General features: G+C 68.1%; 15 protein-coding genes. 12 read left to right on the top strand and 3 right to left on the bottom strand.

Annotated features, from left to right (window positions below):
* Nucleotides 1–73: 73 nt before the first annotated feature.
* Genes DWV11_RS05375 through DWV11_RS05365 form a run of 3 tightly spaced genes read right to left on the bottom strand, consistent with a single transcriptional unit; the run spans nt 74 to nt 3646 of the window.
* The gene (locus tag DWV11_RS05375; protein WP_115787859.1) at nt 74–1759 is read right to left on the bottom strand and encodes a DUF885 domain-containing protein; all 1686 of its coding nucleotides are present in this window, start codon (nt 1757–1759) and stop codon (nt 74–76) included.
* A 49-nt stretch (nt 1760–1808) separates the two neighbouring features.
* Nucleotides 1809–2051, bottom strand: coding sequence for an acyl-CoA carboxylase subunit epsilon (locus DWV11_RS05370; protein WP_115787869.1), 243 nt, complete (start codon nt 2049–2051; stop codon nt 1809–1811).
* A gap of 11 nt (nt 2052–2062) precedes the next feature.
* Nucleotides 2063–3646: an acyl-CoA carboxylase subunit beta gene (locus DWV11_RS05365; protein WP_115787858.1), complete on the bottom strand. Its 1584-nt coding sequence runs from the start codon at nt 3644–3646 to the stop codon at nt 2063–2065.
* Nucleotides 3647–3856: 210 nt separating this feature from the next.
* Between DWV11_RS05365 and DWV11_RS05360 the strand changes: the two genes are divergently transcribed.
* The 12 genes from DWV11_RS05360 to DWV11_RS05305 all read left to right on the top strand — a co-directional run bounded on the left by DWV11_RS05360 (nt 3857) and on the right by DWV11_RS05305 (nt 25043).
* Entirely contained in the window at nt 3857–4786 is a 930-nt protein-coding gene (locus DWV11_RS05360; RefSeq protein ID WP_115787857.1) for an SDR family oxidoreductase, read from the top strand.
* A gap of 47 nt (nt 4787–4833) precedes the next feature.
* Entirely contained in the window at nt 4834–5706 is an 873-nt protein-coding gene (locus DWV11_RS05355; protein ID WP_115787856.1) for a biotin--[acetyl-CoA-carboxylase] ligase, read from the top strand.
* Nucleotides 5699–6274 (top strand): PH domain-containing protein, encoded by a 576-nt coding sequence (locus DWV11_RS05350; RefSeq protein ID WP_115787855.1) that lies wholly within the window; start codon nt 5699–5701, stop codon nt 6272–6274. Before DWV11_RS05355 ends, DWV11_RS05350 begins: the two co-directional genes overlap by 8 nt.
* Nucleotides 6264–7436: an adenylate/guanylate cyclase domain-containing protein gene (locus tag DWV11_RS05345; RefSeq protein ID WP_115787854.1), complete on the top strand. Its 1173-nt coding sequence runs from the start codon at nt 6264–6266 to the stop codon at nt 7434–7436. Before DWV11_RS05350 ends, DWV11_RS05345 begins: the two co-directional genes overlap by 11 nt.
* Nucleotides 7437–7808: 372 nt before the next feature.
* Nucleotides 7809–13934, top strand: a complete 6126-nt coding sequence (locus DWV11_RS05340) for an Ig-like domain-containing protein (protein ID WP_115787853.1) — start codon at nt 7809–7811, stop codon at nt 13932–13934.
* Nucleotides 13935–14058: 124 nt separating this feature from the next.
* Nucleotides 14059–15030, top strand: coding sequence for an AAA family ATPase (locus tag DWV11_RS05335; protein WP_115787852.1), 972 nt, complete (start codon nt 14059–14061; stop codon nt 15028–15030).
* A gap of 242 nt (nt 15031–15272) precedes the next feature.
* Nucleotides 15273–16454: a DUF58 domain-containing protein gene (locus DWV11_RS05330; RefSeq protein ID WP_425452043.1), complete on the top strand. Its 1182-nt coding sequence runs from the start codon at nt 15273–15275 to the stop codon at nt 16452–16454.
* A complete protein-coding gene (locus DWV11_RS05325; protein WP_115787850.1) occupies nt 16451–18949 on the top strand; it encodes a transglutaminase TgpA family protein in 2499 nt (832 codons plus the stop codon). The genes DWV11_RS05330 and DWV11_RS05325 overlap by 4 nt, the downstream gene beginning before the upstream one ends.
* A 269-nt stretch (nt 18950–19218) precedes the next feature.
* A complete protein-coding gene (locus DWV11_RS05320; RefSeq protein WP_245953449.1) occupies nt 19219–20529 on the top strand; it encodes an RDD family protein in 1311 nt (436 codons plus the stop codon).
* Entirely contained in the window at nt 20526–21464 is a 939-nt protein-coding gene (locus tag DWV11_RS05315) for a PP2C family protein-serine/threonine phosphatase (RefSeq protein ID WP_115787848.1), read from the top strand. Before DWV11_RS05320 ends, DWV11_RS05315 begins: the two co-directional genes overlap by 4 nt.
* Nucleotides 21451–23289, top strand: coding sequence for an FHA domain-containing protein (locus DWV11_RS05310; protein ID WP_115787847.1), 1839 nt, complete (start codon nt 21451–21453; stop codon nt 23287–23289). Before DWV11_RS05315 ends, DWV11_RS05310 begins: the two co-directional genes overlap by 14 nt.
* On the top strand, nt 23286–25043 hold the full coding sequence (locus DWV11_RS05305) for a serine/threonine-protein kinase (RefSeq protein ID WP_115787846.1): 1758 nt from the start codon (nt 23286–23288) through the stop codon (nt 25041–25043). Before DWV11_RS05310 ends, DWV11_RS05305 begins: the two co-directional genes overlap by 4 nt.

The following is a 25043-nucleotide window of genomic DNA, read 5'->3' as shown; positions in this document are numbered from 1 at the left end:
CACTGGGATACCAGCGATGGCCGCCACATCAATGAAGTCTCACGTTATTCCACCACTTGCTGTGGCAAATGTCTCAGCCGAGCAGCGCCCGGCGGAGGGTGTCGAGGCCCACGGATCCGATGTTCAGGGCGTCAGTGTGGAAGGCCTTGAGCTCGAAGCCCTCGCGTTTTTCCAGCTCGGCGCGGATCTCCTCCCAGAGCCGCTGGCCCACCTTGTAGGAGGGGGCCTGGCCCGGCCAGCCGAGGTAGCGGGTGAACTCGAACTTGAGCTGGCCTTCGCTGATGGGCAGGTTGGCACGGAGGAAGTCGTAGCCCTTCTCCGGCGTCCACGTGCCGCTGCCCCAGGCCTCGGGGACCTCCAGCTCAAGGTGCACGCCGATGTCGAAGACCACGCGGGCGGCGCGCATCCGCTGCATGTCCAGCATGCCCATGTGGTCGCCCGGATCCTTCAGGTAGCCCAGCTCGAGCATGAGCTTCTCGGCGTACAGGGCCCAGCCTTCGCCGTGGCCGGAAACCCAGCAGATATTGCGGCGCCAGTCATTCAGCAGCTCGCGGCGGTAGACGGCAGTGGCCACCTGCAGGTGGTGGCCTGGCACACCCTCGTGGAAGACCGTCGTTGTTTCCGCCCAGGTGGTGAAGGTGTCCTCGCCGGCGGGCACGGACCACCACATGCGTCCGGGGCGGGAGAAATCGTCCGCCGGTCCGGTGTAGTAGATGCCGCCCTCGTCGGTCGGGGCGATCTTGCACTCCAGGGTCTTCATGACGTCCGGGATGTCGAAGTGGACGCCGGAGAGGTCGGCCACGGCCCGGTCGGACAGCTCCTGCATCCACGCCTGGAGGGCGTCGGTGCCCTTGATCTGCCGGGCAGGATCGTTGTTCAGGATCTCCTTGGCTTCTTCGATCGTGGCGCCGGGCCTGATCTCTTCCGCCACGCGCTCCTGCTCGGCGATGATGCGCTGCAGTTCCTGGACCCCCCACGCGTACGTTTCCTCAAGATCCACTGTGGCGCCCAGGAAGGTACGGGAAGCCAGGGCGTAGCGTTCGCGGCCCACCGCGTCTTTGTCGGGGGCGAGTGGCAGCAGTTCCGCTTCGAGGAACGCAGCAAGTCCCGCATAGGCCGAACGCGCGACGGCGGCACCGGCGTCGAGCTTCTCCTGCAGGTCCGCAGGCAACGGCTTGCCGTCGATCGCCGCGTCCGCGGCGAGCTTGGCAAAGAAGCCGTCTTCGGCGGCGTACTTGCTGGTCTGTTCGATCACTGTCCGCACTTGGCGGGCGGCCGCCACCCTTCCGGCGTCCTTGGCAGAGCGCAGGGAGGCGATGTAGCCCTCGATAGCCCCGGGAACGTTGGCGGCGCGGCCGGCGATGTGCTCCCAGTCCTGCCCGGTGGCTGTGGGCATCAGGTCGAAAACGGCGCGGATGTCCTGGGCGGGGGAGGCGATGTTGTTCAGTTCCGCCGCGTCCCAGCCCGAGGCGTGGAACTCAAGTTGCAGGCCCAGGCGCTCCCGCATGGCGTCAAGGGTGGTCACGTCGGAGTCGTCGGCTGGTTCCAGGCCGGAGAGCTTGTCCAAGGTGTCGCGCGCGGCTGCGGCAAAGGCTGCGGCGCCCGCCGGCGAGAAGTCCTGGTACTCGCTTTCGTGACCCGGGATGCCGAGGGTGGTGGCCAGGCTCGGGTTCAACGCCAGGTACGTTTCGGTGTAGGCGTCAGCCACGGCGTCGATCGCGGTCCGGGAACGTTCCGGTGAGGTGTTTTCAGTAGTCACCTGACGAGCTTAACCGTGGGCACGGCTTCCTGAAAGGGTTGCTGAACATTCAGCCCTTGCTGCGCCGCCAGGCGCCCGGGCCCGGAGTCGGGTCCAGGCCGAGCCGCTGGCGCCGTACCCAGTGGCGGACGCTCGGCTTCTCCGGCGCCGGCACCGCGGGTACCGAAAGCGAAGCGACGACGGCGGTCAGCGCGGCGAGCTCTTCCGGCGTCGGGTTTCCCTTGACCACCGAAAGCAGGGGCGTCTCCGGCGCTTCCGGCGCCGGGTCCTGCTTGGCCGGGTCCTGGTTCATGGGTTCGGTACTCACAGCGGGATGTTTCCGTGTTTCTTGGTGGGCAGGCTTGCCCGCTTGTCACGCAGGGCGCGCAGGCCCTTGATGATCTGCACCCGGGTGTCGGACGGCGCGATGACGGCGTCCACGTAGCCCAGCTCCGCCGCCTGGTACGGGTTGAGGAGTTCCTCTTCGTACTGCTCGATGATCTCCGCACGGCGGGCTTCGACGTCGCCGCCGGTCTCGGCAACCGCGGCGAGGTCGCGGCGGTAGAGGATGTTGACGGCGCCCTGGGCACCCATGACGCCGATCTGGGCGGTGGGCCAGGCGAGGTTGAGGTCCGCGCCGAGCTTCTTGGAGCCCATCACGATGTACGCCCCGCCGTAGGCCTTGCGGGTGATGACGGTCAGCTTCGGGACGGTGGCCTCGGCGTAGGCGTAGAGCAGCTTGGCGCCGCGGCGGATGATGCCCTGGAATTCCTGGTCCTTGCCGGGCAGGAAGCCGGGGACGTCCACCAGGGTGATGATCGGGATGTTGAAGGCATCGCAGTGGCGCACGAAGCGTGCCGCCTTTTCCGATGCCGCGATGTCCAGGGTGCCGGCGAACTGCATGGGCTGGTTGGCCACGATGCCCACGGTGTGTCCTTCAACGCGGCCGTAGCCGATCATGACGTTCGGGGCGTAGAGCGACTGCATCTCCAGGAAATGCGCGTCGTCCACGATCTGCTCGATGACCTTGCGCATGTCGTAGGGCTGGTTGGCCGAATCCGGAATGAGGGTGTCCAGGGCGAGGTCGTCGTCGTCGACCTCCAGCTCCTGCTCGTGCTCCAGCACGGGGGCTTCGGAGAGGTTGTTCGACGGCAGGAAGTCCAGCAGTTCGCGGACGAATTCGATGGCGTCGGCTTCGTCGCTTGCCAGGTAGGTGGAGGTGCCGGTGGTGGCGTTATGCTGGCGGGCACCGCCGAGCGTTTCCATGTCCACGTCCTCGCCGGTGACGGTCTTGATCACGTCCGGTCCGGTGATGAACATGTGGGAGGTCTTGTCCACCATCACTACGTAGTCGGTGAGGGCGGGGGAGTAGGCGGCACCGCCGGCGCAGGGGCCCATGATCAGGGAGATCTGGGGGATCACGCCCGAAGAGTGGACGTTGTTGCGGAAGATATCCGCGAACATCGCCAGCGAGGCCACACCTTCCTGGATGCGGGCGCCGCCGCCATCGTTGATGCCGATCATCGGGCAGCCGTTGCGGAGGGCGAACTCCTGGACCTTGACGATCTTTTCGCCGTTGACCTGGCTGAGGGATCCGCCGTAGACACTGAATTCCTGGCTGTAGATGGCCACCAGGCGGCCGTCGACGGTGCCGTAGCCGGAGACGACGCCGTCGCCGAGGGGCTTCTTCTTCTCCATGCCGAACGCGGTGGAGCGGTGGACGGCGAGGGCATCGAACTCGACGAACGAGCCTTCGTCCAGGAGCAGGTCGATCCGTTCGCGGGCGGTGTTCTTGCCACGGGCGTGCTGCTTTTCGATCGCCTCGGGGCCGGAGGGCTGTTCCGCACGGGCCTGGCGGTCGCGGAAATCGGCAATCTTTCCCGCCGTCGTGGTCAGATCGTGGCTCATCAAGTGTCTCCGGCTCTGTAGCTGTTTACGCTGGCACTGCATTGCTGGGCATGCGCTCTTAAGTAGCATCCGTACAAAATGCGGCCCCTGCTGGCTAGTCTAGTGACGCAAAACCCGGATACCGCTGTAGAAACCCTACAATTTTCCGTCTCCATGTCGAGCATCCAGCAATGTTACCCGCGAGTAACTTGGATCGGCTACAGTGTCCCCATGACCTCAAGCAACGACGCTTCAGTACGCGCCGCCACCCCGTACCGGGCAACCGGCACCCTCAAGGGCCGCACCCTCCTGATGTCCGGCGGCAGCAGGGGAATAGGCCTGGCGATTGCCCTGCGTGCAGCCCGCGACGGCGCCAACATCGTGCTCCTGGCCAAGACCGGAGAGCCCCACCCCAAGCTGGAGGGCACCGTGCACACCGCCGCCGCCCGACTGGAAGCCGCCGGCGGCAGGGCGCTCGCCCTCGTGGGGGACGTCAGGAACGACGGGGACGTCGCCGCCGCGGTGGCCGCCGCCGTCGAACATTTCGGCGGGATCGACGCCGTCATCAACAATGCCTCGGCCATCGACCTGTCCCGGACTGACGCCGTCGACATGAAGCGCTACGACCTCATGCAGGACATCAACGTCCGGGGCACCTTCCTGCTCTCCAAACTCGCGCTGCCCGCCCTCCGCCGGTCTGCACAGCGCCGCTCCGCGCCGGGCAATCCCACGCCGGGCAATCCCGGGCACGCGCACATCCTGACCTTGTCCCCGCCGCTGAACCTGGATCCCAAATGGGCGGGCATGCACCTGGCCTACACCATGGCCAAGTACGGGATGAGCCTCACCACCCTGGGCCTCGCCGAAGAGTTGAAGGACGACGGCGTGCTGGTCAACTCGCTCTGGCCCTGCACCTTGATCGACACCGCCGCCATCCGGAACATGCCCGGCGGCGACAGGATCGTGCGGTCCGCCCGCGGCCCGGAAATCATGGCCGATGCCGCCCATGCCGTCCTCAGCGGGGGAGCGGGCGCTGCGGGACCCTTGAGCGGGAACTTCTACACCGATGAACAGGTGCTGCGTGCGGCCGGCGTCGACGACTTCCGGCCCTACAGCCTCGGGGCCCCGGAAGAACAGCTTGTGCCGGACATTTTCCTGTAGGCAGAAGGGCTACGTCCGCGGCTGCAGGGATCGCTAGGATTCAGAGTATGGAACGGGCAAATCTCGACAAGGACGCACTGCTCAACGGGGACTTCCTCTTAAGCTCCGGCATCTCCCGCCTGGAGGTCGTTGAAACCACCGGCTCCACCAACGCGGACCTCCTGCGCGCGGTCACCGTGGAACCCAAGGAGTGGCCGGACATGTCCGTGCTGACCGCCGAATACCAGACCGCGGGGCGGGGACGCCTGGAGCGGCACTGGGAAGCGCCCGACCATTCCGCGGTGTCCGTGTCGATCGTGCTGCGTCCCGTCAACGCCCAAGGCCTGCCCGTGCCCACCCAGAGCTACTCATGGCTGTCGCTGCTCGCCGCGCTGGCCCTGCGTGAAACGCTCTTGGAATTCTGCGGCCTGCCTGCGGAGATCAAATGGCCCAACGACGTCCTGGTCCGCGGCCGGAAAATCTCCGGAATACTGGCCCAGCTGGGGCCGATGGGGGACGGTACGGTTCCCGCGGTGGTGCTCGGCACGGGGCTGAACGTCAGCCTCGCCGAAGACGAACTGCCGGTTCCGACCGCCACGTCCCTCCTCGTGGAGGGCTCGCACACCCTGGACCGCACCGCCATCCTGCAGAACTACCTCTCCCGATTCGCGGTTCTCTACCGCAGCTTCTGCAATGCCGACGGCGATCCCTCCGCCGGGCTGGCGGGCGGGCCTTCCCTGCACAAGCGGGTGGAAGCCGTGCTGGTGACGTTGGGCCGCGAAGTCCGGGCGCAGCTTCCGGGCGACCATGAACTGGTGGGCCACGCCTCCCGCCTGGACGAATACGGATCCCTGTTGGTGGTGGACCACGCGGGCCGTGAACATGTCGTGACGGCCGGGGACGTGGTGCATCTGCGGCCCACAGATGGCGGATATGCGTAAACAGCTCCTGCCGGGTGAACAAGTGATCGTGGTGACCCGGCAACAGGGGCGCCGGCTGTTCTTCCCGGCGGCAGCATTCATCCTCACCCCTGCGCTCGCCGCCTATGCCTGCGCCTGGATCGTCAAGGGCGGGCCGGGCAAGGTGGTGCCCGTGATGACGGGCGCGGAGTGGACAATGTGGCTGGTGCTCGCCTGCGTTTTCCTCGCCGTGGTGGTGCTCCTGGGCTATTGCCTGCCGAAGTACCTTGAGTGGCTCGCGGTGCAGTACATCCTCACGAGCCGGAGGATAATTGCCCGTTTCGGAATGCTTCGACGCCACGACTGGCAGCTTTCCCTCGCGGCAGTACGTAACGTCGGTCTCAGGCAGTCCCTGATCCAGCGGACATTGCGTTCGGGGAATATATCCTTGGATACCGGGCAGCCGGGCGGAACCCTGATGCCCGATGTTCCGGAGGCCGCGCGGTTTCGGAACTTCATCCTTGAGGCCATCGACGGCCTGCCGCCGGTATCGGCGAACGACAGCGGAAATACTTGGGCAAGGAGAGAAGGTGGACACGATGAGTGGTGAACAGCCCTGGAACCCGGAGGACGGCAGCGATTCCTTGCCGGAGCCTTCGCTTGACGAGCCCGTCACCAGGCCTCTCCCCGTGGCCCCCGACGTCCAGGCTTCCCCGCCCACGGGCGTAATGTCGGCCGAACGCATCGCGATGAAGGTCCTTGAGACCAGGCTCCTTGGCGGCGAACGCAAGCTTCGGCGTCGTGAAGTTTCCGCCGCGGCCGGCGTCTCCCTGCTCTCTGCCCGCAAGCTGTGGCGCGCCCTTGGCTTCCCCAACTTCGGGGACGAGGATGTTGCCTTCACGGACCAGGACCTCTCCGCGCTGTCCACCATCCTGGACCTGGTGCGTGCGGGAAAGCTGACCGAAGAGGCGGCGATCTCCGTGACCCGGGCGATCGGGCAGATGACCGACCGCATGGTGGTCTGGCAGATCGAGGCCCTGATCGAGGACATGGTGATGCAGCAGGGCATCCCGGATGCCGTGGCCCGCAAGCGACTGGTCAGCGAACTTCCCAGCCTGCTGGACGCCATGGAAGAGATCCTGGTCTATTCATGGCGCCGCCAGATGAATGCCGGCGTACAGCGCCTGGCGGTCAGGGCCGAGGCCGGGCTGCGCGCCAGCGAGGCCGGCCGCGAAGGAGACGAAGACGACGCGCCCCTGCCGCTGGCGCGTGCCGTGGGTTTCGCCGACCTCGTCTCCTACACGAGCCTGTCCCGCCGGATGAATGAAAAGACCCTGGCGCAAATGGTCCAGCGTTTCGAGAACAAATGCGCGGAGATCATCTCCATCGGCGGCGGACGCCTCGTCAAGACCATCGGCGACGAAGTGCTCTACATCGCCGAAACCCCGGCGGCAGGCGCCGAAATCTCGCTCGCCCTGTCCCGAGCCTTCAGCGAGGACGAAATCCTGCCCCAGGCACGCGTGGCGATGGTGTGGGGCCGCATCCTCTCCAGGCTTGGCGACATCTACGGACCCACCGTCAACCTTGCCGCGCGCCTGACGGCCCTGGCCGAACCCGGCACGGTCCTGGTCGACCAGACCACCGCAGCGGCCCTCGGCCAGGACGAGCGTTTCGTCCTCGATCCGCAGGCCACGGAGAACGTCCGCGGCTTCGGCGAAATCACCCCGGTCCTGCTGTCGCCGGGCCGGGGCAAGGGGCTCGTCCTGGACTGACAGGTCCTGAGCAAATCCGGCGCTCGCGGCTGAAATCACGCACCCGAAGTCATACGGTCAAAACCGCGGCCAAAATCACAGTTCCGCCAATTGATAGACTTATCCCCGGCGGCATCCGCTTTTCGTCAGCAGGCGCTGTTCCGCGGCCATCGCGATGGGTACCTTTCCCCATCGCGGCGTCCGTGAGTCCCTGACTATTCTGGAGCGCCGGTGCTATCTGGCTCCCTTGGTAACCGGGGGACGCCCATGCGATAGTCGTAGGGACAAATTCCGCCGCCGTATGGGGGTACGGCGGAATCGCATGATCACCGGTCGGAGGCCGTTCGGTTCGAGGCTGCCTGGGGGCGGCCGTGATGCAAGGGAATTGAAGCTGTGACGTCTTTATTCGGCAAATTGGGGCTTAGGAAACGCCGAAACAAGTTCATCGCCACCACCGGATTCACTGCGGCAACCGCGCTGCTGGTGACGGGCGCTGTGCTGTACCCGGGGTTCAAGACCGCGGAACTCGAACTGAACGACGGCGGCGTGTGGGTGGTCAGCAAGACCAAGAACGCAGTGGGCCGCCTGAACTATCCATCCCGGGTGCTCGACGGCGCGGTCACGCCCGCCAGCACCACCTTCGACGTGCTGCAGAACTCCAGCGACGTCTTTGTCGACGACAGCACGGGTTCGACGGTGAACCAGGTCTCCGCGGCGAACCTGCGGCTGGGCGGGGACAAGCAGCTCCCGTCCTCCTCGAGGGTCAGCTTCGGCACCGAGGTGCTTTCCGTCACCGACCCCGTCAAGGGCCGGGTCTGGGCCCTTTCGCCGTCCACGATCAACAGCTTCGACGAAGAAGGCACGCAGCCGGTGCTGCTCGCCTCTTCCGGTGCGGTCTCCGCCGTCGGGCAGGACAACCGGATCTACACGGCGGACCCGCAGAAGGGGGAAATCACCGTCACCTCGGTGGACGCCAACGGCGAACGCAAGGACTCCGAAACCACCAGGATCGATGAGCTCAAGGGCGCCGGCGACATCCAGCTCGCCGTTGTCGGCGACAAGCCGGCGGTCCTGGACGCCGCCCGCGGAAATCTGTTCCTGCCGGGCGGGCGCAAGCTCCAGCTCCAGGACGCCCGCGAAGCCAAGCTGCAGCAGAGCGGCGAGGCGAGCGGTTACGTCGCGATCGCCACCCCGAAGACCCTCATCAAGCAGCCGCTGGACGGCTCCACGGCCGCCGTGGTGACCTTCGGCGGCCAGGGCGTGCCCGCCGCCCCGGTGCAGGTGGCCGGCTGCACGCACTCGGCCTGGGCCGGTGCCAACAAGTACGTCCGCGACTGCACGTCCGATGCCGACGACAAGACCGCAGACGTGCCCAAGGCCAGCGGCGCCCCAAGCTACGTCTTCCGGGTCAACCGTGACCTGGTCGTCCTCAACGACGTGAACTCCGGCAACGTCTGGATGGTCAACCAGAACATGCAGCTGGTCAACAACTGGGACGACGTCATCCCGCCGAAGAACCAGTCAGACGACCAGGACGAGGATTCCGCGGACGAGAACACCATCAACGTGCTGCCGGACCGCACCAAGCCCAACCGGCCGCCGGAAACGAAGCCGGACGAGATCGGCGCCCGCCCGGGCCGGACCACCGTGATGAGCGTGCTGGACAACGACTCCGATCCCGACGGCGACGTCCTCACCGCCTCGATCGGCGGCAACGCGCCCAAGTCCGGTGCGATCGAAAGCATCTATGGCGGTTCGGCGTTCCAGATTTCCGTTCCCGCCGACGCCAAGCCCGGTACCGAAGTCATCGACTACAACGCCGCGGACGGCCGGGGCTTGTCCGCCGGCGGCAAGATCACGCTGCACGTGGTGGGTCCCGACGAGAACAAAGCACCGGTTTTCAAGCGCGCCAGCCCCACGACGCTGCTCGTGGAACAGGGCAAATCCGTCAGCCAGAACATCCTTACCGACTGGATGGACCCCGACGGCGACGACCTCGTCCTGATGGACGCGAAGGCCGACAACCCGCAGGACCAGGTCAAGATCCGCCGCGACGGCCTGCTCACTTACCAGGATTCCGGCGCCACCGCCGGCAAGAAGAACGTCACCATCTCGGTGTGGGACGGCCGCGCCACGGCCACCGGCCGCGTGGTCATCAACGTCCGGCCGCCGGGAGCGCTGCAGCCGGTCGTCAACGCGGACCACGTGACCGCCGTCGTCGGGCAGGACCTCGTGATCGCACCGCTGAAGAACGACGTCGACCCCAACGGCGGTGCGCTGCGCCTGGCCCACGTGGAGGCGGCCGGCCCGGCCGAGCTCGGTCCGGTGACGGACGGCGGGACCTTCACGTTCCGCAGCAACACGCCCGGCCCGGTGTACTTGACTTACATCGCCAGCAACGGCCCGCAAAGCACCCAGGGCCTGATCCGGGTGGACGTCGAATCCGGCAAGGACGCCGGCAACCCGGTGGCCGTGCATGACGTCGCGCTGCTGCCCGTGGGCGGCAACGTCCTGGTGGACCCGCTGGCCAACGACTCCGACCCCTCCGGCGGCGTGCTGGTGCTTCAGTCGGTGACGCTGCCGGAAGACGCCTCGGTGTCCGTCAGCGTCATCGACCACAGCGTCCTGCGGGTCACGGACGTGCTGGGCACCCAGCAGCCGGTCATCTTCCGCTACACCATCTCCAACGGGCACAAGTCCGCCAACGGCACGGTCTCCGTGGTCCCGGTGCCGGCTCCCGCCGTCGTCGAAGCACCACAGCCGAAACCGGATGAGGTAAACGTGCGCGTCAACGACGTCGTCACCGTCCCGGTCCTGGCCAACGACACCCACCCGCAGGGCGAGAAGTTGCACGTGGACCCGGTCCTGGCGCAGACCGTCCCGGAAGCCGATGGCAAGACCTTCATCTCCGAGGACAAGCTGCGCTTCATCGCCGGCTCCGTGCCCAAGACCGTGCGCGCCATCTACAACGCGGTGGACCCGCAAGGCCAGAAAAGCGCCGCAGCGGTGACCATCCACATCCTGCCGCTGGAAGGCGCACAGAACTCCCGGCCACAGCCGCAGAACCTGACCGCCCGCGTGGTGGCCGGCGGCACCGTCCGCATCCCGGTTCCGCTGGACGGCATCGATCCCGACGGCGACTCCGTGCAGCTGACCGGCATCGACAGCACGCCGGGGATGGGCACTGCGACGGTGGGCAGCAGCTTCATCGACTTCGTGGCCGCGGGCGACGGAGCGGGAACGGACACCTTCCGCTACAAGGTGATCGACCGCCAGGGCGCCGTGAATTCCGGAACGGTCACGGTGGGCATCGCCCCGCAGGGTGAGGACAACCAGAAACCCGCACCCGTGGACGACACCGTCTCCGTACGCCCGGGCCGGCAGATCGCCGTCGACGCCCTCGCGAACGACTCCGATCCAGACGGCGACCGGATCGCCATCAAGGCCGACGGCATCGAAGCCGATCCCGCCCTCCAGGCCAGCGTCAGCAAGGCCAGCGGCCGCATCCTCCTGACGGCGCCGGCGAAGGAAGGAATCGTCAACGTCCGGTACACGGTGGTCGACGAGCGCGGGGCCACGGCCGGTGCCACGATCCGGGTCAACGTCAAAGCCAACGTCCCGTTGTTGGCACCGATTGCGCGCGACGACCGTGTCACCTCGGCCCAGACCATGGGCAAGAAGGCCGTGGACGTGCCGGTCCTGAAGAACGACGAAGACCCCGACGGCGTCGGCGAAAACCTGAAGGTCGCCACCGCAGGGGAAACCGCGAAGCCCGGCAGCGACGGCAACGTGGTGATCCAGCTGACCGACGGCCCGCAACTGGTGCCCTACACCGTGGAGGACGTGGACGGACAGAAGTCCACCGCGATCATCTGGGTCCCGGGCATCGGCCAGCAGGTTCCCACCCTCGCCAAGGACGAAGTGGTCGAAGTCATCGCCGGCCAGTCCGTCACCGTCGACCTCAACGAATGGGTGAAGGTGCGCGAAGGGCACAGCCCCCGGTTGAGCCAGGCTGACCGCATCAAGCTGATCGGCGCCGACGGCGGCGACCCGATCGCCAACGACGGAACCGCCATCAAGTACACCGCCGGCAAGGACTATGTGGGCCCCGGCTCCATCACTTTTGAAGTGACTGACGGCACCCGAACGGATGACCCGAACGGCCAGAAGGCCACGCTGAGCATCCGCACCAAGGTGCTGCCGGATCCCAACCGCAACCACCCTCCGACCCTGCTCGGCAGTTCCCTCGAGGTGCCCCAGAACGATTCCGCGAGCATCGAACTGGGCCGCCTCACGAGCGATCCGGACGGCGAAGACGTGGCGAACATGAAGTATGAGGTCGTCGGCAACAGCCCGCTGGGTTTCGATGCCGGCATCGACGGGCGGACCCTCCGGGTGAGCGCCAAGGGGGAAGCAAAGCCCGGAGTGACGGGAAGCGTCCAGGTCAAGGCCAAAGACCCGCGCGGGCTGGAAGCGACCGCTACCTACAAGCTCTCCGTGACCGCGTCCAACCGCCCCAAGGCCGTGGCGAGCGACGACGTGGAGGAGAACGCAGCTGCCGGCAAACCGGTGACCGTCAAGGTGCTGGCCAATGACTCCAACCCGTTCCCGGACACGCCGCTGAAGATCGTCAGCGCGGTTACGGAGACAGGCGAAGGGTCGGCCGTGGCCAACGGTGATTCCGTCACAGTCACGCCGTCATCAGGCTTCACCGGCTCGATGATCGTCGCCTACACCGTGGCGGACAAGACGGGCGACCCCTCCCGGCAGGCCACTGCGCGCATTCGGCTGAGCGTCAAGGACAAGCCGATGCGTCCGGCCACGCCGCAGGCGCAGAGCGTGGGGGACCAGACGGCCCTGCTGACCTGGACGGCCCCGGCCGACCGTGGTTCGCCGATCACCAAGTACACGGTGCGGGGCGAGGGTGGATTCCAGCAGGATTGCCCGGCCAATACCTGCACGCTCAACGGCCTGACCAACAACGTCAAGTACCACTTCACCGTGACTGCGACCAACGCGATTGACGAGTCGGATGCCTCGCCCGCCTCCGCAGAGGTGCGCCCCGATGTCAAACCCGATACCCCCTTGGCACCCGGCCTGAAGTTCGGCGACAAGCAGCTCACGGTTACCTGGACCGCCCCGGCCAGCAAGGGCTCGCCGATCAAGTCCTACGACCTGGAGATCTCGCCCGCGCCGGCCGGCCAGAATCCGCAGATCCAGAATCTGACCTCCACCACCTACGTGTGGAAGGGCCTGACGAACGGCGTGTCCTACAAGGTGCGCGTCCTGGCACGCAATGATGCCAAGGATCCTTCCGAGTGGAGCCCGTACTCCGCCGCCAAGGTGCCTGCGGGCGTGCCCGCGACGCCGACGGCTCCGAGCGTGGCCAGCGCCCAGCCGGTCGGCAGCCAAAGTCAGCTCCGGGTGACCTGGAACGCTCCGGACAACAATGGTGACGCGGTTTCGGCCTACACGCTGACCACCCTGCGCGGCGGGTCAGTGGTCAGCAGCCAGAAGGTCGGCGGCACGGCCCAGAACGTCGTGGTGGACAACTCGGAGGCGGACTACACCTTCAGGGTTTCCGCCACCAACAAGGCCGGAACCAGCGGAACCAGCCAGCCGTCTGCCCCCACCCGGGCGGCCGGCAAGCCCGGCACGGTGAACAGCGGCACCGTGGCGGCCACCGGCACCAGCGGACAGTTGCGCCTGACCTTCACCCCGTTGACTGCGGCGCAGCGCAACGGTTCGCAGGAGAGCGAGATCGAATACAGCTGGCGGACCGCCTACGGCTCCGGGCCCATTGCGCCCGGCGGAGGGGTCATTGGCGGCCAGCCGAACGGCACCGACGTCACCGTCAACATCGTGGCGCGTTCCATCAAGGCCAACATCTCCGGCGACGCCAAGGCCATCGGCAGCGGCAATCCCTATGGCCCGCCGGACGCCCCGAACGTCAACGGCGGCAAGTCCGCCACCGGCGACGGCGATGTCCACTGGACCTGGAACAACCCGAACATGAACGGGCGCCCCCTCAACCACTTCGAGGTCAGCTACGACGGCGGAGGGTGGATCAATGTGGGCACGGCCAACCGCTACGACCGCGGCGGTGGCGGCTGGGACAAGCAGCATGAGCTCAGGGTCCGGGCGGTGACCGTGGTGAACGGCGGCATCGGCAGCGCCAACGCCACCACCGGCAACGACCCGACGCCGCCGCCCCCGCCACCGTCGGACAAGGTTGCGGTCAACAGCGCCGACGTGAACACCTGCAGCGAGCCCGACGGCGGCGGCAGCGGCTACCAGGTCGGCCCGCCAAGGCGTTGCTATGGCGTGGCCAGCCCGGGCGGCCCCGGTGCGCCGTGGCCATGGCTGAGTGTCTCCGACGGGAGCGTGGCGGTGGACCGTTGCGGCAGCCCCTGGAACCCCAGCGGCGGCGGCTGGTACCACGTCAGCGGCGGAAAGGTCGCAGGACGCTGGGTCCGGGCCGACACCGTCCATGTCACCAGCGGCAACCTGCGCTGCTAGTTGTGGTGCCGGGGGCCGGAAACCCTTCCGGCCCCCGGCACCACAACCTCGAAACACGAACTGAAAACCCCGGCCGGGGCCACCACCACAGCCGCCCGGGCAACACCTAACGAAGGACCACGACATGACAATGACAAGCGAGCAGGCGGCCTGGTTTGCGGACACCTTTGAGAAGCTGGTCGGCAACGTCGGCCAGGCCGTGCTGGGCAAGTCCCATGTCATCCGGCTGACGTTCATGGCCATGCTTGCCGAGGGCCACGTCCTCTTTGAAGATGCCCCTGGTACGGGCAAGACCTCCCTCGCCCGTGCCCTCGCGGCCACGGTCCAGGGTTCCCACAACCGCATCCAATTCACCCCGGACCTGCTGCCTTCGGATGTCACCGGCGTGACCATCTACGACCAGAAGACGCAGAAGTTCGAGTTCCACAAGGGCCCGATCTTCAGCAACATCGTCCTGGCCGACGAAATCAACCGTGCCTCGCCGAAGACCCAGTCCGCGCTCCTGGAAGTCATGGAGGAGTCCCGGGTGACCGTGGACGGCACCACCTACGAGGCCGGCCGGCCGTTCATGGTGCTCGCCACCCAGAACCCGATCGAACAGGCCGGCACATACCGCCTGCCCGAGGCCCAGCTGGACCGCTTCCTCATCAAGACCTCCATCGGCTACCCGGACCATGCCTCCACCGTGCAACTGCTGGGCGGAAGCAACCTGAAGGACCGTTCGCGCGACCTCAACCCGATCATCACCACCCAGGCCGTGGCCGACATGGCGGACCTCGCAGCCACCACGCACATCGATTCGGCGGTGCTCGAATACATTTCGCGCCTGTGCGAGGAGACCCGCAGCGCCCCCGAAACCAGGCTCGGCGTCTCGGTCCGCGGCGCGCTGGCCATGGTGCGCGCGGCCAAGGTCTGGGCGGCCGGGCAGGGACGCAACTTTGTCCTGCCGGACGACATCAAGGAACTGGCCGGGGTCGTCTGGACCCACCGCTTCGTCATGGACCCGGAGGCCGAGTTCTCCGGCGCCACTGCCGACGCCGTGCTCCACCGCGTCCTGAACGACGTCGCCGCCCCGCAGCAGCGCGCCAACGCCTGACCCTCCCGGTTCCGCAAAACAAAGGTCTCAACATGTCTACCGGCACACCCTTGAAACGGGCTGCTGCAACCGTCAAGCGCTCCCTGGGCCCGCTCGGGGAGCGTCTCGGCGCCCTCGGGGGAGGGGCCCGCACAACAGCGGACACCCTTCCCGGCAGGATCCCGCCGAAGCTGCACCCGGCAGCCGTCTGGCGCGAAGCGTCCCAGGCCCTGGCCGAATGGCTCGCCCCGTCCTGGAAGAAGATGAGCAGCCTCTGGTTCGCCTACGCCTGGCCGGCGCTGTCCGTGGTCAGCATCCTTGGCTGGGTGGTGCTGGCTGCCACCGTGCTGCTGTGGATCGCCGGCCAGTCCTGGGGGTGGCAGGAAGCCAGGTCGGCAGCGCTGGTGGCCTTCCTGCTGTTCCTCTTCGCAGTGGCTTTCATCCTCGGCCGCTCCGCCTACGGCGTGGTGCTCGACATGTCCCGGACCCGCGTAGCGGTGGGCGATGACGCCGTCGGCAGCATCGCCGTCTCCAACACGTCCTCCCGTCCGCTGCTCCCGGCGGACCTCGAGCTGCCGGTGGGCAGCAACACCGCGGTGTTCCACCTGCCCCGGATGAAGCCGGCACAGGTGCATGAGGACCTCTTCACGATCCCGACGGCGCGCCGTGCCGTGATCGTGGTCGGTCCGGTCCGCTCGGTGCGGGCCGATCCTCTCCACCTGCTGCGCCGCCGCGTCCTGTGGACCGACCCGGTGGACCTGTACGTGCACCCGAGAACCACCGCCCTGGCGGGGTCGGCCGCGGGTTTCATCCGCGACCTCGAAGGCATGCCCACCACGGAGCTCTCCAGCGCCGACGTGTCCTTCCATGCCCTGCGCGACTACGTTCCAGGGGATGACCGCAGGCATATCCACTGGAAAACCACGGCCCGCACCAACAAGCTGATGGTCCGCCAGTTCGAAGAGACCCGGCGCGCCCACCTGGCCATTTCGCTGTCCATCAACACGGACGAGTACGAATCCGAGGCCGAGTTCGAGCTCGCCATCTCGGTGGCCGCCTCCATCGGCCGGCAGGCCATCCGCGAACAGCGCGAACTCGATGTGCTGACGCAGAAGGGGCCGCTGCGCTGCGAAACCGGCCGCAACATGCTGGACGACATGACCAGGATCGTCGGCGCTCCCCTGCGGCGCAACGCCGTCGACCTCGCCCGGACCCTGGCCGACACGGTACCGAACGCCTCCGTTGTCTTCTTTGTCGTGGGCAGCGGCGTGACCGCCACCCAACTGCGTTCCGCGGCCGCATCGGTTCCCGCCGGCGTGCGCAGCCTGGCCGTGCGCGTACAGGCAGGCGCCCCCGCGGCGCGGGCGAACATCGCAGACCTGACCGTCCTGACCGTCGGCGATCTTGACGATCTTGCCCTGGTACTCCGGAAGGCGGCCGCATGAGCTCCGCCCAGACCTCCCGCCCGCGCCGCGCCTCGAGGAAGCAGCCCGTCCAATCGTCCTTCGCGGACGGCCGTCCGCTGTGGCATTCCGCGCTCGACGCCGGCGCCCTGGTCCTGCTGCTGGGCCTGGGCGTGCTCGGGTTCAGCCAGAGCTTCGGCGGCGATCCGCACTACCTCCTGGCCGGATTCGGCGGGATCGTGATCGGCCTGGCGCTTGCCGCGGCCAACGCGCACTACCGCCTCGGCCTGCTCATCACCGTGGCCCTGGCCTTCGGGGCCTACATGATCCTGGGCACGGTCCTGGCGGTGCCGGACTCCGCCATAGCTACCGTGCTCCCGAGCCTCGAGTCCCTGCGTACCTTGCTGCTGGGCGTGGTGTTCGCCTGGAAGGACATGCTGACGGTCGGCGTCCCGGTGGGCACTGCGGGCGGAATGCTGATCGTGCCCTTCCTCAGCGCACTGATCTGCGCTGTGGCGGCCGGTTTGCTCGCCTGGCGGCTGAAAAGCCCGTACTGGCCGCTGCTGCCTGTGATGGCGCTGTTCGTCACCGGCATTCTGTTCAGCACCAGCGCGGCGTTCCTCAACGTCGAACGCGGTGTGGGCGTCGCCATCGGCGCCATTGCCTGGGCAAGCTTCCGGCGCGACGTGCTGCGCCGCAACGACACCCGCAGGGTGTCCGCGAACCGTCCCGAGGCCGACGCCCGGGTGGCACAGCGCGGGCGCTTGCGCCGTCTGGGGATGGCAGCAGTGGTGATCGTGGCCGCCGTCGGGATCACCGCCGTCGCCTCGCCGCTCATCACGGCCACCGACGACCGCAAGGTGCTGCGCAACAGCATCGTCCCGCCGTTCGATCCGCGTGACTACATCACGCCGCTGGCCAGTTTCCGGGAATTCGTCAAGGACAAGAAGGACGACACGCTCTTCACGGTCAAGGGCCTGCCCAAGGACGGCCGGGTGCGCCTGGCCGCCCTGGACTCCTTCAACGGCCTGAACTACAACATGGACCCCAACGGCTCGGGCAGCTTCAACAAAGTGGGCGATTCCCGCGCGCTGAACAGCCAGCCTGAGGAAACCGCCGGCGGGAGCGACTATACGCTGGACATCACGGTGGGGGACTACCAGGGCTACTTCGTGCCCGGCGGCCGCCACACCACCGGCATCAGCTTCGCCAACGGCTCGCAGGCCGCGTCCGGTCTCTACTTCAACGCAGGCACGGACACGGCGGTGACCACCAAGGGCCTCAGCCAGGGCGACAACTACACGGTGCGGGTTTCCGATCCCGGCACGCTCGAGCACGGGCAGTTGACCCAGTACGACTTCGCCAAGCTGACGCTGCCGGCACCCGAAGAGGTTCCACCGGTGGTCGGCTCGCAGGCCAATGAGTTGTCGGCCGACGCGCCCACGGCGATCGACAGGGTGCGCCAGATCGAAGCCCACTTCCAGAAGTCCGGGGCGTTCAGTAACGGCCTGGTGGCCGACGGGCAGCTTCCCAGCCTGCCGGGCCACAGCGCCGCCCGGATCCGCGGCCTGCTCACGGCCAAGCAGATGCTCGGCGACGACGAACAGTACTCCGTGGCCATGTCCCTGATGCTGCGGCATCTGGGCATCCCGTCCCGCGTGGTGATGGGCTTCTACCCGGATCCGAAGAGCCCGGAAAACGGTGCGGGGGACATCCCGATCAAGGGCAAGGACGTGCACGCCTGGGTCGAGGTGGCCTTCGACCGCGTGGGCTGGGTGGCGTTCGACCCCACTCCGCCCAAAGACAACGTGCCGATCCCGCCGGACCCGCAGACCAAGTCCAAGCCCAAGCCGCAGGTGCTGCAGCCGCCGCCCCCGCCGCAGGAGCCGGCCGAGCTGCCGCCGGACTCCACCCCGGATGCACTGGACGCCGACGAGAAGAAGAACAACCCCTGGCTGTTCTGGGGCGCGCTGCTGGCCGCGGTCGGCACTGCGCTCATTCCGCTGGTGGTCCTCGCCCTGCCCCTGGTGCTGATCCTGGTGCTGAAGCTGCGGCGCCGCAAGAACCGCTGGGGCACTGGCCATCCGGCGCAGCGCGTCGGCGGCGGATGGAGCGAGGTGGTCAGCCTCGCGACCGACATGGGCGCCGCGATCAACGGCAAGGCCACCCGCAGGGAGTCGGCCGAGGTGATCGCCGAGGCGTTCCCGGTGAACAGTTCGACGACGACGATGCTCGCCGGCCGCGCCGATGCCGCCATCTTCGGGGCCGGGCAGCCCAGCGAAGAGGAGGTCCGCAAGTATTGGGAGATCGTGGACGGCTCCCTCAAGGACATCACCGCCAACGTGGGCTTTTGGAAACGCCAGCAGGCGCGGTTCTCGCCGCGCTCCCTGCTGGCCGAAACACGCACCGCACTCCGGGACGGTAACCTCAAACCGCACCGCCTCCGTGCCCTGTTCCGCAGGAACACCTCCCCGGAGAACACCGGGATGGAGAGCACCGGGCCGGATAACGGTGCACGGAAGGAACAGCAGCAGTGACGAACGGCCACGAAGAACGGTGCCCGGCCTGCCGCCAGCCCGTGAAACCCGGTGCGTCGTTCTGTACCCAGTGCGGTTCGCCGCTGAGCAACCGCGGTGCCCGGATCGAGCGCAACATCAGCCATGCCCGGATGGCCAGGCGTGATCCGGCCGCCGCCCAGGCCGGAAGCGATGCCGGTAGGATCGCCATAGCGCCTACGCCGCCCGGTGCTACAGGACCGGCTGCGGCGGGGCAGCGCGTGCCGCACATGCCAGGGGGAGGGGCGACCATGAACAACAACGCTGAGCTGGTTCCGGCGTCGACGGGCAAACGGCTTGGCGCCGCGGTGCTCGACTGGCTGGGCCCCGCTGTCCTCCTCGGCATTGCCTTCGGCGTCGGGGCAGCCGGGATCACGGAGCGGCGCAGCAACGGCTTCATCGTCTACGACACCGGGCTGCTGGTCCTCCTGGGCAGCATCGGCGTCGGGCTGACCCTCGTGTACACCATGGTGCTGCTCGGCATTGAAGCCCGCACCGGCGCCACGATCGGGAACCGGCTGATGGGCATCCGCAGCACCGACGCCGACGGATACGCCCCGGGCGGCGGCATCGTCTTCCTGCGCGGCTTGATCACCGGCGGTGTGCTGATCCTGACGGTCATCGCGGCCGCCTTGGTGCTGGCCCTCGGCTGGCTCGGCGTCGCCCTGCTCATTCTTGCTCCGCTGCTCGTCCTGTCGCTCGCGTGGGCCGTGATGGTTGTCGTCTCGAACGCCTGGGACAAGCAGGGCAGGCTGCGGGGCTGGCACGACAAGGCGTCCAAGGCCCTGGTGTTCGATGTCTCTGCCGGCCGCAACCCGGTGAAGAGCGGCGGCATCGCGGGCGAGTACAACTTCGCACCGATGGACCTGCCTCCGGTCAAGCAGGTGGTGTCTCCGGTGGCGATGCCCGCCGCCAAGGGCACCATTCAGCAAACGGTCCAGCAGCCCGGCCGGCCCCTGCAGATCCCGCAGCCGGGAGGCCCGGCGGGCGCCGTGCCCCAAGGAGCACCGGTTCCCCCGCAGAACCCGTTGCCACAGCAGAGCCCGTTGCCCCAGCACAATCCGAACCTATGGCAGCCGCCGGTCTCTGCCCCGCCACGGGCGGCGCAGGCAGGCCCGGTGCAGGCAGGTCCGGGCCAGGCAGCAGCCGCCCCTGCGGAGTCCCTCCCGGTCCACCCGGACGATGACGTCGATCGCACCCAGCTGCGCCCCGGCGTCCAGGCCGCCGCCCCGGCGACGCTCCGGATCCGGCTCGACGACGGCCAGGACTTCGAAGTGGGGGCCTCCCTGCTGATCGGACGCAACCCCGCCGCCATGGCCGGGGAATCCGTGGAGCACCTGGTCTCCGTGTCCGACCCCGGGCGCTCGATTTCCAAGACCCACCTGCAGCTCCGCCGCGAAGGCGAAGGCGTATGGGTGACGGACCGCAACTCCACCAACGGTTCAGCCGTCACCACTCCGGACGGCAAGCAAAGCCGCTTGCTTCCCGGCGAGCCCGTCTTCGTCCGCCCCGGGTCAACCGTCCGGTTCGGCGACCGTTTCTTCCACCTAGGACAGGCATGAATTCACAGCCCGCAGCCGCAGCTGCGACCGCCAACGAGTCCGGATTCGGGCTGAGCTACGGCTACGGCACGGACCGTGGCCTCCGCCGCGAACTCAACGAGGACTCGTTCATCGCTGCGGATCCCGTGTTCGCGGTGGCCGACGGCATGGGCGGCCACGAAGCCGGCGAGATCGCCAGCGGCCTCTGCGTCCGCACGCTGGGCGGTTCCCCGCAGCTTGCCACCGGTACCCGCACCGCGACCGCGGCGGTGCTGCAGGATTGCCTGCTGGCTGCGGACTCACGCATCCGCAGTGCCACCGGCGCCCGGGCCGGGACCACGCTGTCCGGCGTCGTGGTGGTGGAACAGATGGGACTGCCGTACTGGCTGGTCATGAACATCGGGGACTCCCGCACATACCTGCTCAGCCAGGGGGAATTCGCGCAGATCAGCGTGGACCACTCCGAGGTCCAGGAAATGGTGGACGCCGGCAGCATCACGTCCGAGGAAGCGAACGTCCACCCGCGCCGCCACGTCGTCACCCGCGCCTTGGGCACCGGGGACGAGACCGAGGCCGACTTCTGGCTCCTGCCCATCCATGAAGGGGACAGGATCCTGGTCTGCTCCGACGGGCTCACCGGTGAGCTCGCGGACGAGCACATCTTCCGGATCCTCAGCACCGTGGGCCACCCCCAGGACGCCGTGGATGCCCTGATCCAGGCTGCCTTGCGGTCCGGCGGACGGGACAACGTGACGGTGGTTGTGGTGGACGCCAAGAACGTCCTGAACGACGCCGGTGTGGCCACCACAGCGCCCCGGCCGGGGGCCGAGGCCGAGGATGAGGACACCCTGCCGCGCCAGGAGGTGACCGCCGCGGAAGCAACCGGCGACGGCGGCACGAGCGGTACAGCGGTCGGTGGGGACGGGCGGGGGGCCGGTGGCAATGGCGCTGAATAGCTACGTTCCCGGCGACTGGTTCGGCGTGGTCCGTTCCGGCACCGTGGTGGTGCTCGGCCCCGGCACCGGACCGGAGCTCCTGGACTCCCTGTGGACCTTGCTGGGGCGCAGCCCGGAGATCCACGAGATCCTGAACGAGGTCACAGAGGCCTTCGGTGTGTCGCTGACCCGGATTCCGGCGTTCGGCATCGTCGACGCGAAGGACGCGCTGCGGGTTGTCCTGCGTGGCGACCTTGAGCTGGAAACCGCGGACGCCGCGGCGCACACCATCCATGGCCGCGACGTCACCACCTGGACGGAGCGGCGCATGGAGCTGCCCGCTTCCTACCGCCTGCGGATCGGCGCCGCCGACGTCGCCGGAGCTCCTTCTGCTGGGGTGGGTTCCCTGCCCTTGCAGGAAGGCGTAGTGCTGCTCTCCGGCCTGGAGGCCATACTCACCGGGGGCGACGCACCCGCGGTTCGGGCCACCGTGCTGGAACCTGGAAAGCAGTCGCCGGAGCCCCTCGCCGGGAAGCCTGCGGAAACCGTTGCTGTTCCTCCCGTTGTTGTTCCGCCCGTTGCCGGGCCCCCGACGACGGACCAGCCCGCCTCGGTCGAAACGATCTTCGCGCTCGAGCCCGAGGTTGAGCCCATGCGGGACGCACTGCCCGAACTCGAGGTAGTGCCCGCCGACGAAGGGCAGGATGACGCAGCTCAGGATGATGCTGCCCAGGACGACGCAGCTCACGACGACCTGGAACTGACGATCGCGCCCGGCCAGCTCCACGACGGTACGGATGCCGCGGAGGAGGCCCCCGCTGCGGAAGTCGGGGTGGACACCGGTGCCACCACTGACCAACTGGTCCCGAACCTGGAGCAGACCAGTAGCTACGACCACCTCTGGGAGCGGACCGTCATCCGCAACATCGAGGACGCCGCCGTGCGGGTGAACCCGGACGAGGAGGAGCAGGAGGAGCCTGCCCCGGCGGTCCGTGCCCCCGAAGCCCGGCCCCAGGTGCCGGAGCCGGCCTCACCGGAGCTTCGCACGCCGCACCCGCCGGCGCCGCAGCCGGCAACGCCGCAACCGCCGGCGCCGCAGCCAGCAACGCCGCAAACCAGTGGCCTGATTTCCTCCGTGCCCTGGCTGTCGGGAAACCCCGCCCCGGCCGCGCCGCCTGCGGCTCCGCAGCCCCCGGCCCCGCAACAGTGGACCCCGCCCGCGCCCCCCGCACCCGGCCGCGGTGCCTTCGTGCCCGGCGTCGGGAACGAAGACAGCGACCACGACGGCCACACGGTCATGAAGAGCAGCCTGGCGGACCTTCCGGCTGCCCCGGCTCCGGCGGCGTCCGCGGGCGGGAACGGGGACCTCCTGCCGGATGGTACGAAGCGCCCGCTCGTCCTGGCCCGGGTCTGCCCGCAGGGACACGCCAATCCGCCCAGCTATGGGCAGTGCCCGTCCTGCGGGAGCACGCTGTCCGGCGACGGCGTCCAGGTCCCACGGCCGAGCCTGGGCAAGGTCCGGCTGTCCAGCGGCGAGGTCATCGAACTTGACCGTTCGCTGATCATCGGGCGCCAGCCATCGGTATCCCGGGTCCAGAGTGGCGGCATGCCTGCCCTGGTCCAGGTGGAGAGCCCCGGCGGTGACATTTCGCGTTCGCACGTGGAGGTCCGCCTGGAGGGTTGGCACGTGATGCTCTGCGACCTGAAGGCCACCAACGGCACCGTCCTGGTCCGGGAAGGCCAGGCGCCGCGCCGGCTTGCCCAGAACGAGATGGCCATCGTCCTGGATGGCGACATCGCCGAGCTGGGCGACAACATTTCATTGCGTTTCGAGGAGATTCTGTGAGTTCCAAGCGGCCCCCTGCACCGCCGCCGCCCCTTCCCGGGTACAAATACATCAGCCACCTCGGTTCCGGGGGTTTTGCAGACGTCTACCTCTACGAGCAGGACCGGCCGCGCCGCCGGGTGGCCGTGAAGGTGCTCCTCTCGGACCTGAAGACCGAGGACGCACGTCGTCGCTTCGAATCCGAAGCAAACCTCATGGCGCAGCTGTCCTCGCACCCGTACATCGTGACCATCTTCGAGGCCGAAACCACCGAGGACGGACACTCGTACCTGGCCATGGAGTACTGCTCACGGCCGAGCCTGGATGTGCGCTACCGCCGCCAGCGCTTCAGCGTGGACGAGGTCCTGGCGGTGGGCATCCAGGTGGCGTCCGCCGTCGAGACGGCACACCGCGCAGGAATCGTGCACCGCGACATCAAGCCCGCGAACATCCTGGTGACCGACTACAACCGGCCGGCACTGACCGACTTCGGCATTTCGGGCACGATCGGTGACGACGCGGACGACGACGCCGGCATGTCCATCCCGTGGTCGCCCCCGGAACAGTTCCGGGGCGGCCCGGTGGACGGCGTGCCGGTGGACGTCTGGGCTCTGGGAGCCACGCTCTACACCCTGCTCGCCGGCCGCTCGCCCTTCGTGATGCCCGGCCAGGACAACTCGCAGCGCGAACTGATTTCCCGCATCACCAACTCGCCGGTGCCGCGGCTCGGGCGGGCCGATGTTCCGGAGTCCCTGGAGCTGGTGTTGTCCACCGCCATGGCGAAAGCCCCGGAATCCCGGTATTCCTCGGCGCACGCCTTCGCGCTGGCGCTGCAGCGGATCCAGGCCGAACTGAACCTTTCGGTGACACCCTTCGAAGTCCTCGCCGAGCCGGGCGGCTCCGACGACGTCCACCCGGACGACAACTTCGAGGAGACCCGGGTCCGCAGCGTCGCCGCAATCGATCCCGACGGCGGCACCTCGCCCACCGGTACCTCGCCGACGTTCCCGGCCCGGACGTTCCCGAATACCAGGACCCAGCCGCCCGCACCCCGGGCAGCCTCCCGGCCGGCACCCCCGGCCAGTCCCCACGTGGCCGCACATGCCGCACAGCGGGCTACTCCTCAAGCAACCCCGCAGGAGGAGCAGAACGAGTCCACCATCCTGCGCGGCTGGACGCCCGGCGCTCCGGAACAGGGCGCGCCGGAATCCAGCGCCCCGGCCTACACCCCGCCCGCCTTCACCGCACAGCCGGCTTCGCACCACTCCGAGGCGGACCTCGCGGCCACCGTCAACCGGCCAGCCAAGCTGGAAGAGGAGAGCGACGGCGGGGAAACCGCGGCACCCGACCACCGCAAACGGAACCTCGTGCTCGCCGCCGTCGGCGCCGCCGTGCTGGTTGTCGCCATCGTCGTCGGAATCGTCCTGGGCGCCAACGCGCCCCAGAAGGCACAACCGATGGAAACGCGCAGCTTGCCGCCGGCGGACGCCCTCGACAACGGGGTGGTGCCGGACGTCGCGAACCTGGCGGCGAAGCGCACCGCAGCCGGGAAGCTCCGCTTCACGTGGACCAACCCGCAGCCGCAGGACGGCGACACCTACAAATGGCGGCGCGCCTTCACGGCCGACGCCGCCTACCACGCCACGAAGGCCCCCGCGATGGAGATCACAGAGAGCCCCGGCGGCCGGACCTGCATCCAGGTGATCATCGTCCGCTCGGACGGCAACGCCTCACCGGCCGGCGAGAACTCCATCAACTGCTTTATCGGGAAGTAA

It is taken from the genome of Arthrobacter silvisoli (genome assembly GCF_003369445.1).
Lineage (GTDB): Bacteria > Actinomycetota > Actinomycetes > Actinomycetales > Micrococcaceae > Arthrobacter > Arthrobacter silvisoli.
This window is presented reverse-complemented; position numbering and strand designations above follow the sequence as displayed.

Bases quoted from the DNA above. Each gene is read 5' to 3' on its own strand.
- DWV11_RS05370 (WP_115787869.1), bottom strand. From the start codon at position 2,051: ATGAACCAGGACCCGGCCAAGCAGGACCCGGCGCCGGAAGCGCCGGAG.
- DWV11_RS05365 (WP_115787858.1), bottom strand. From the start codon at position 3,646: ATGAGCCACGATCTGACCACGACGGCGGGAAAGATTGCCGATTTCCGC.
- DWV11_RS05360 (WP_115787857.1), top strand. From the start codon at position 3,857: ATGACCTCAAGCAACGACGCTTCAGTACGCGCCGCCACCCCGTACCGG.
- DWV11_RS05355 (WP_115787856.1), top strand. From the start codon at position 4,834: ATGGAACGGGCAAATCTCGACAAGGACGCACTGCTCAACGGGGACTTC.
- DWV11_RS05350 (WP_115787855.1), top strand. From the start codon at position 5,699: ATGCGTAAACAGCTCCTGCCGGGTGAACAAGTGATCGTGGTGACCCGG.
- DWV11_RS05345 (WP_115787854.1), top strand. From the start codon at position 6,264: ATGAGTGGTGAACAGCCCTGGAACCCGGAGGACGGCAGCGATTCCTTG.
- DWV11_RS05335 (WP_115787852.1), top strand. From the start codon at position 14,059: ATGACAATGACAAGCGAGCAGGCGGCCTGGTTTGCGGACACCTTTGAG.
- DWV11_RS05330 (WP_425452043.1), top strand. From the start codon at position 15,273: ATGAGCAGCCTCTGGTTCGCCTACGCCTGGCCGGCGCTGTCCGTGGTC.
- DWV11_RS05325 (WP_115787850.1), top strand. From the start codon at position 16,451: ATGAGCTCCGCCCAGACCTCCCGCCCGCGCCGCGCCTCGAGGAAGCAG.
- DWV11_RS05320 (WP_245953449.1), top strand. From the start codon at position 19,219: ATGAACAACAACGCTGAGCTGGTTCCGGCGTCGACGGGCAAACGGCTT.
- DWV11_RS05315 (WP_115787848.1), top strand. From the start codon at position 20,526: ATGAATTCACAGCCCGCAGCCGCAGCTGCGACCGCCAACGAGTCCGGA.
- DWV11_RS05310 (WP_115787847.1), top strand. From the start codon at position 21,451: ATGGCGCTGAATAGCTACGTTCCCGGCGACTGGTTCGGCGTGGTCCGT.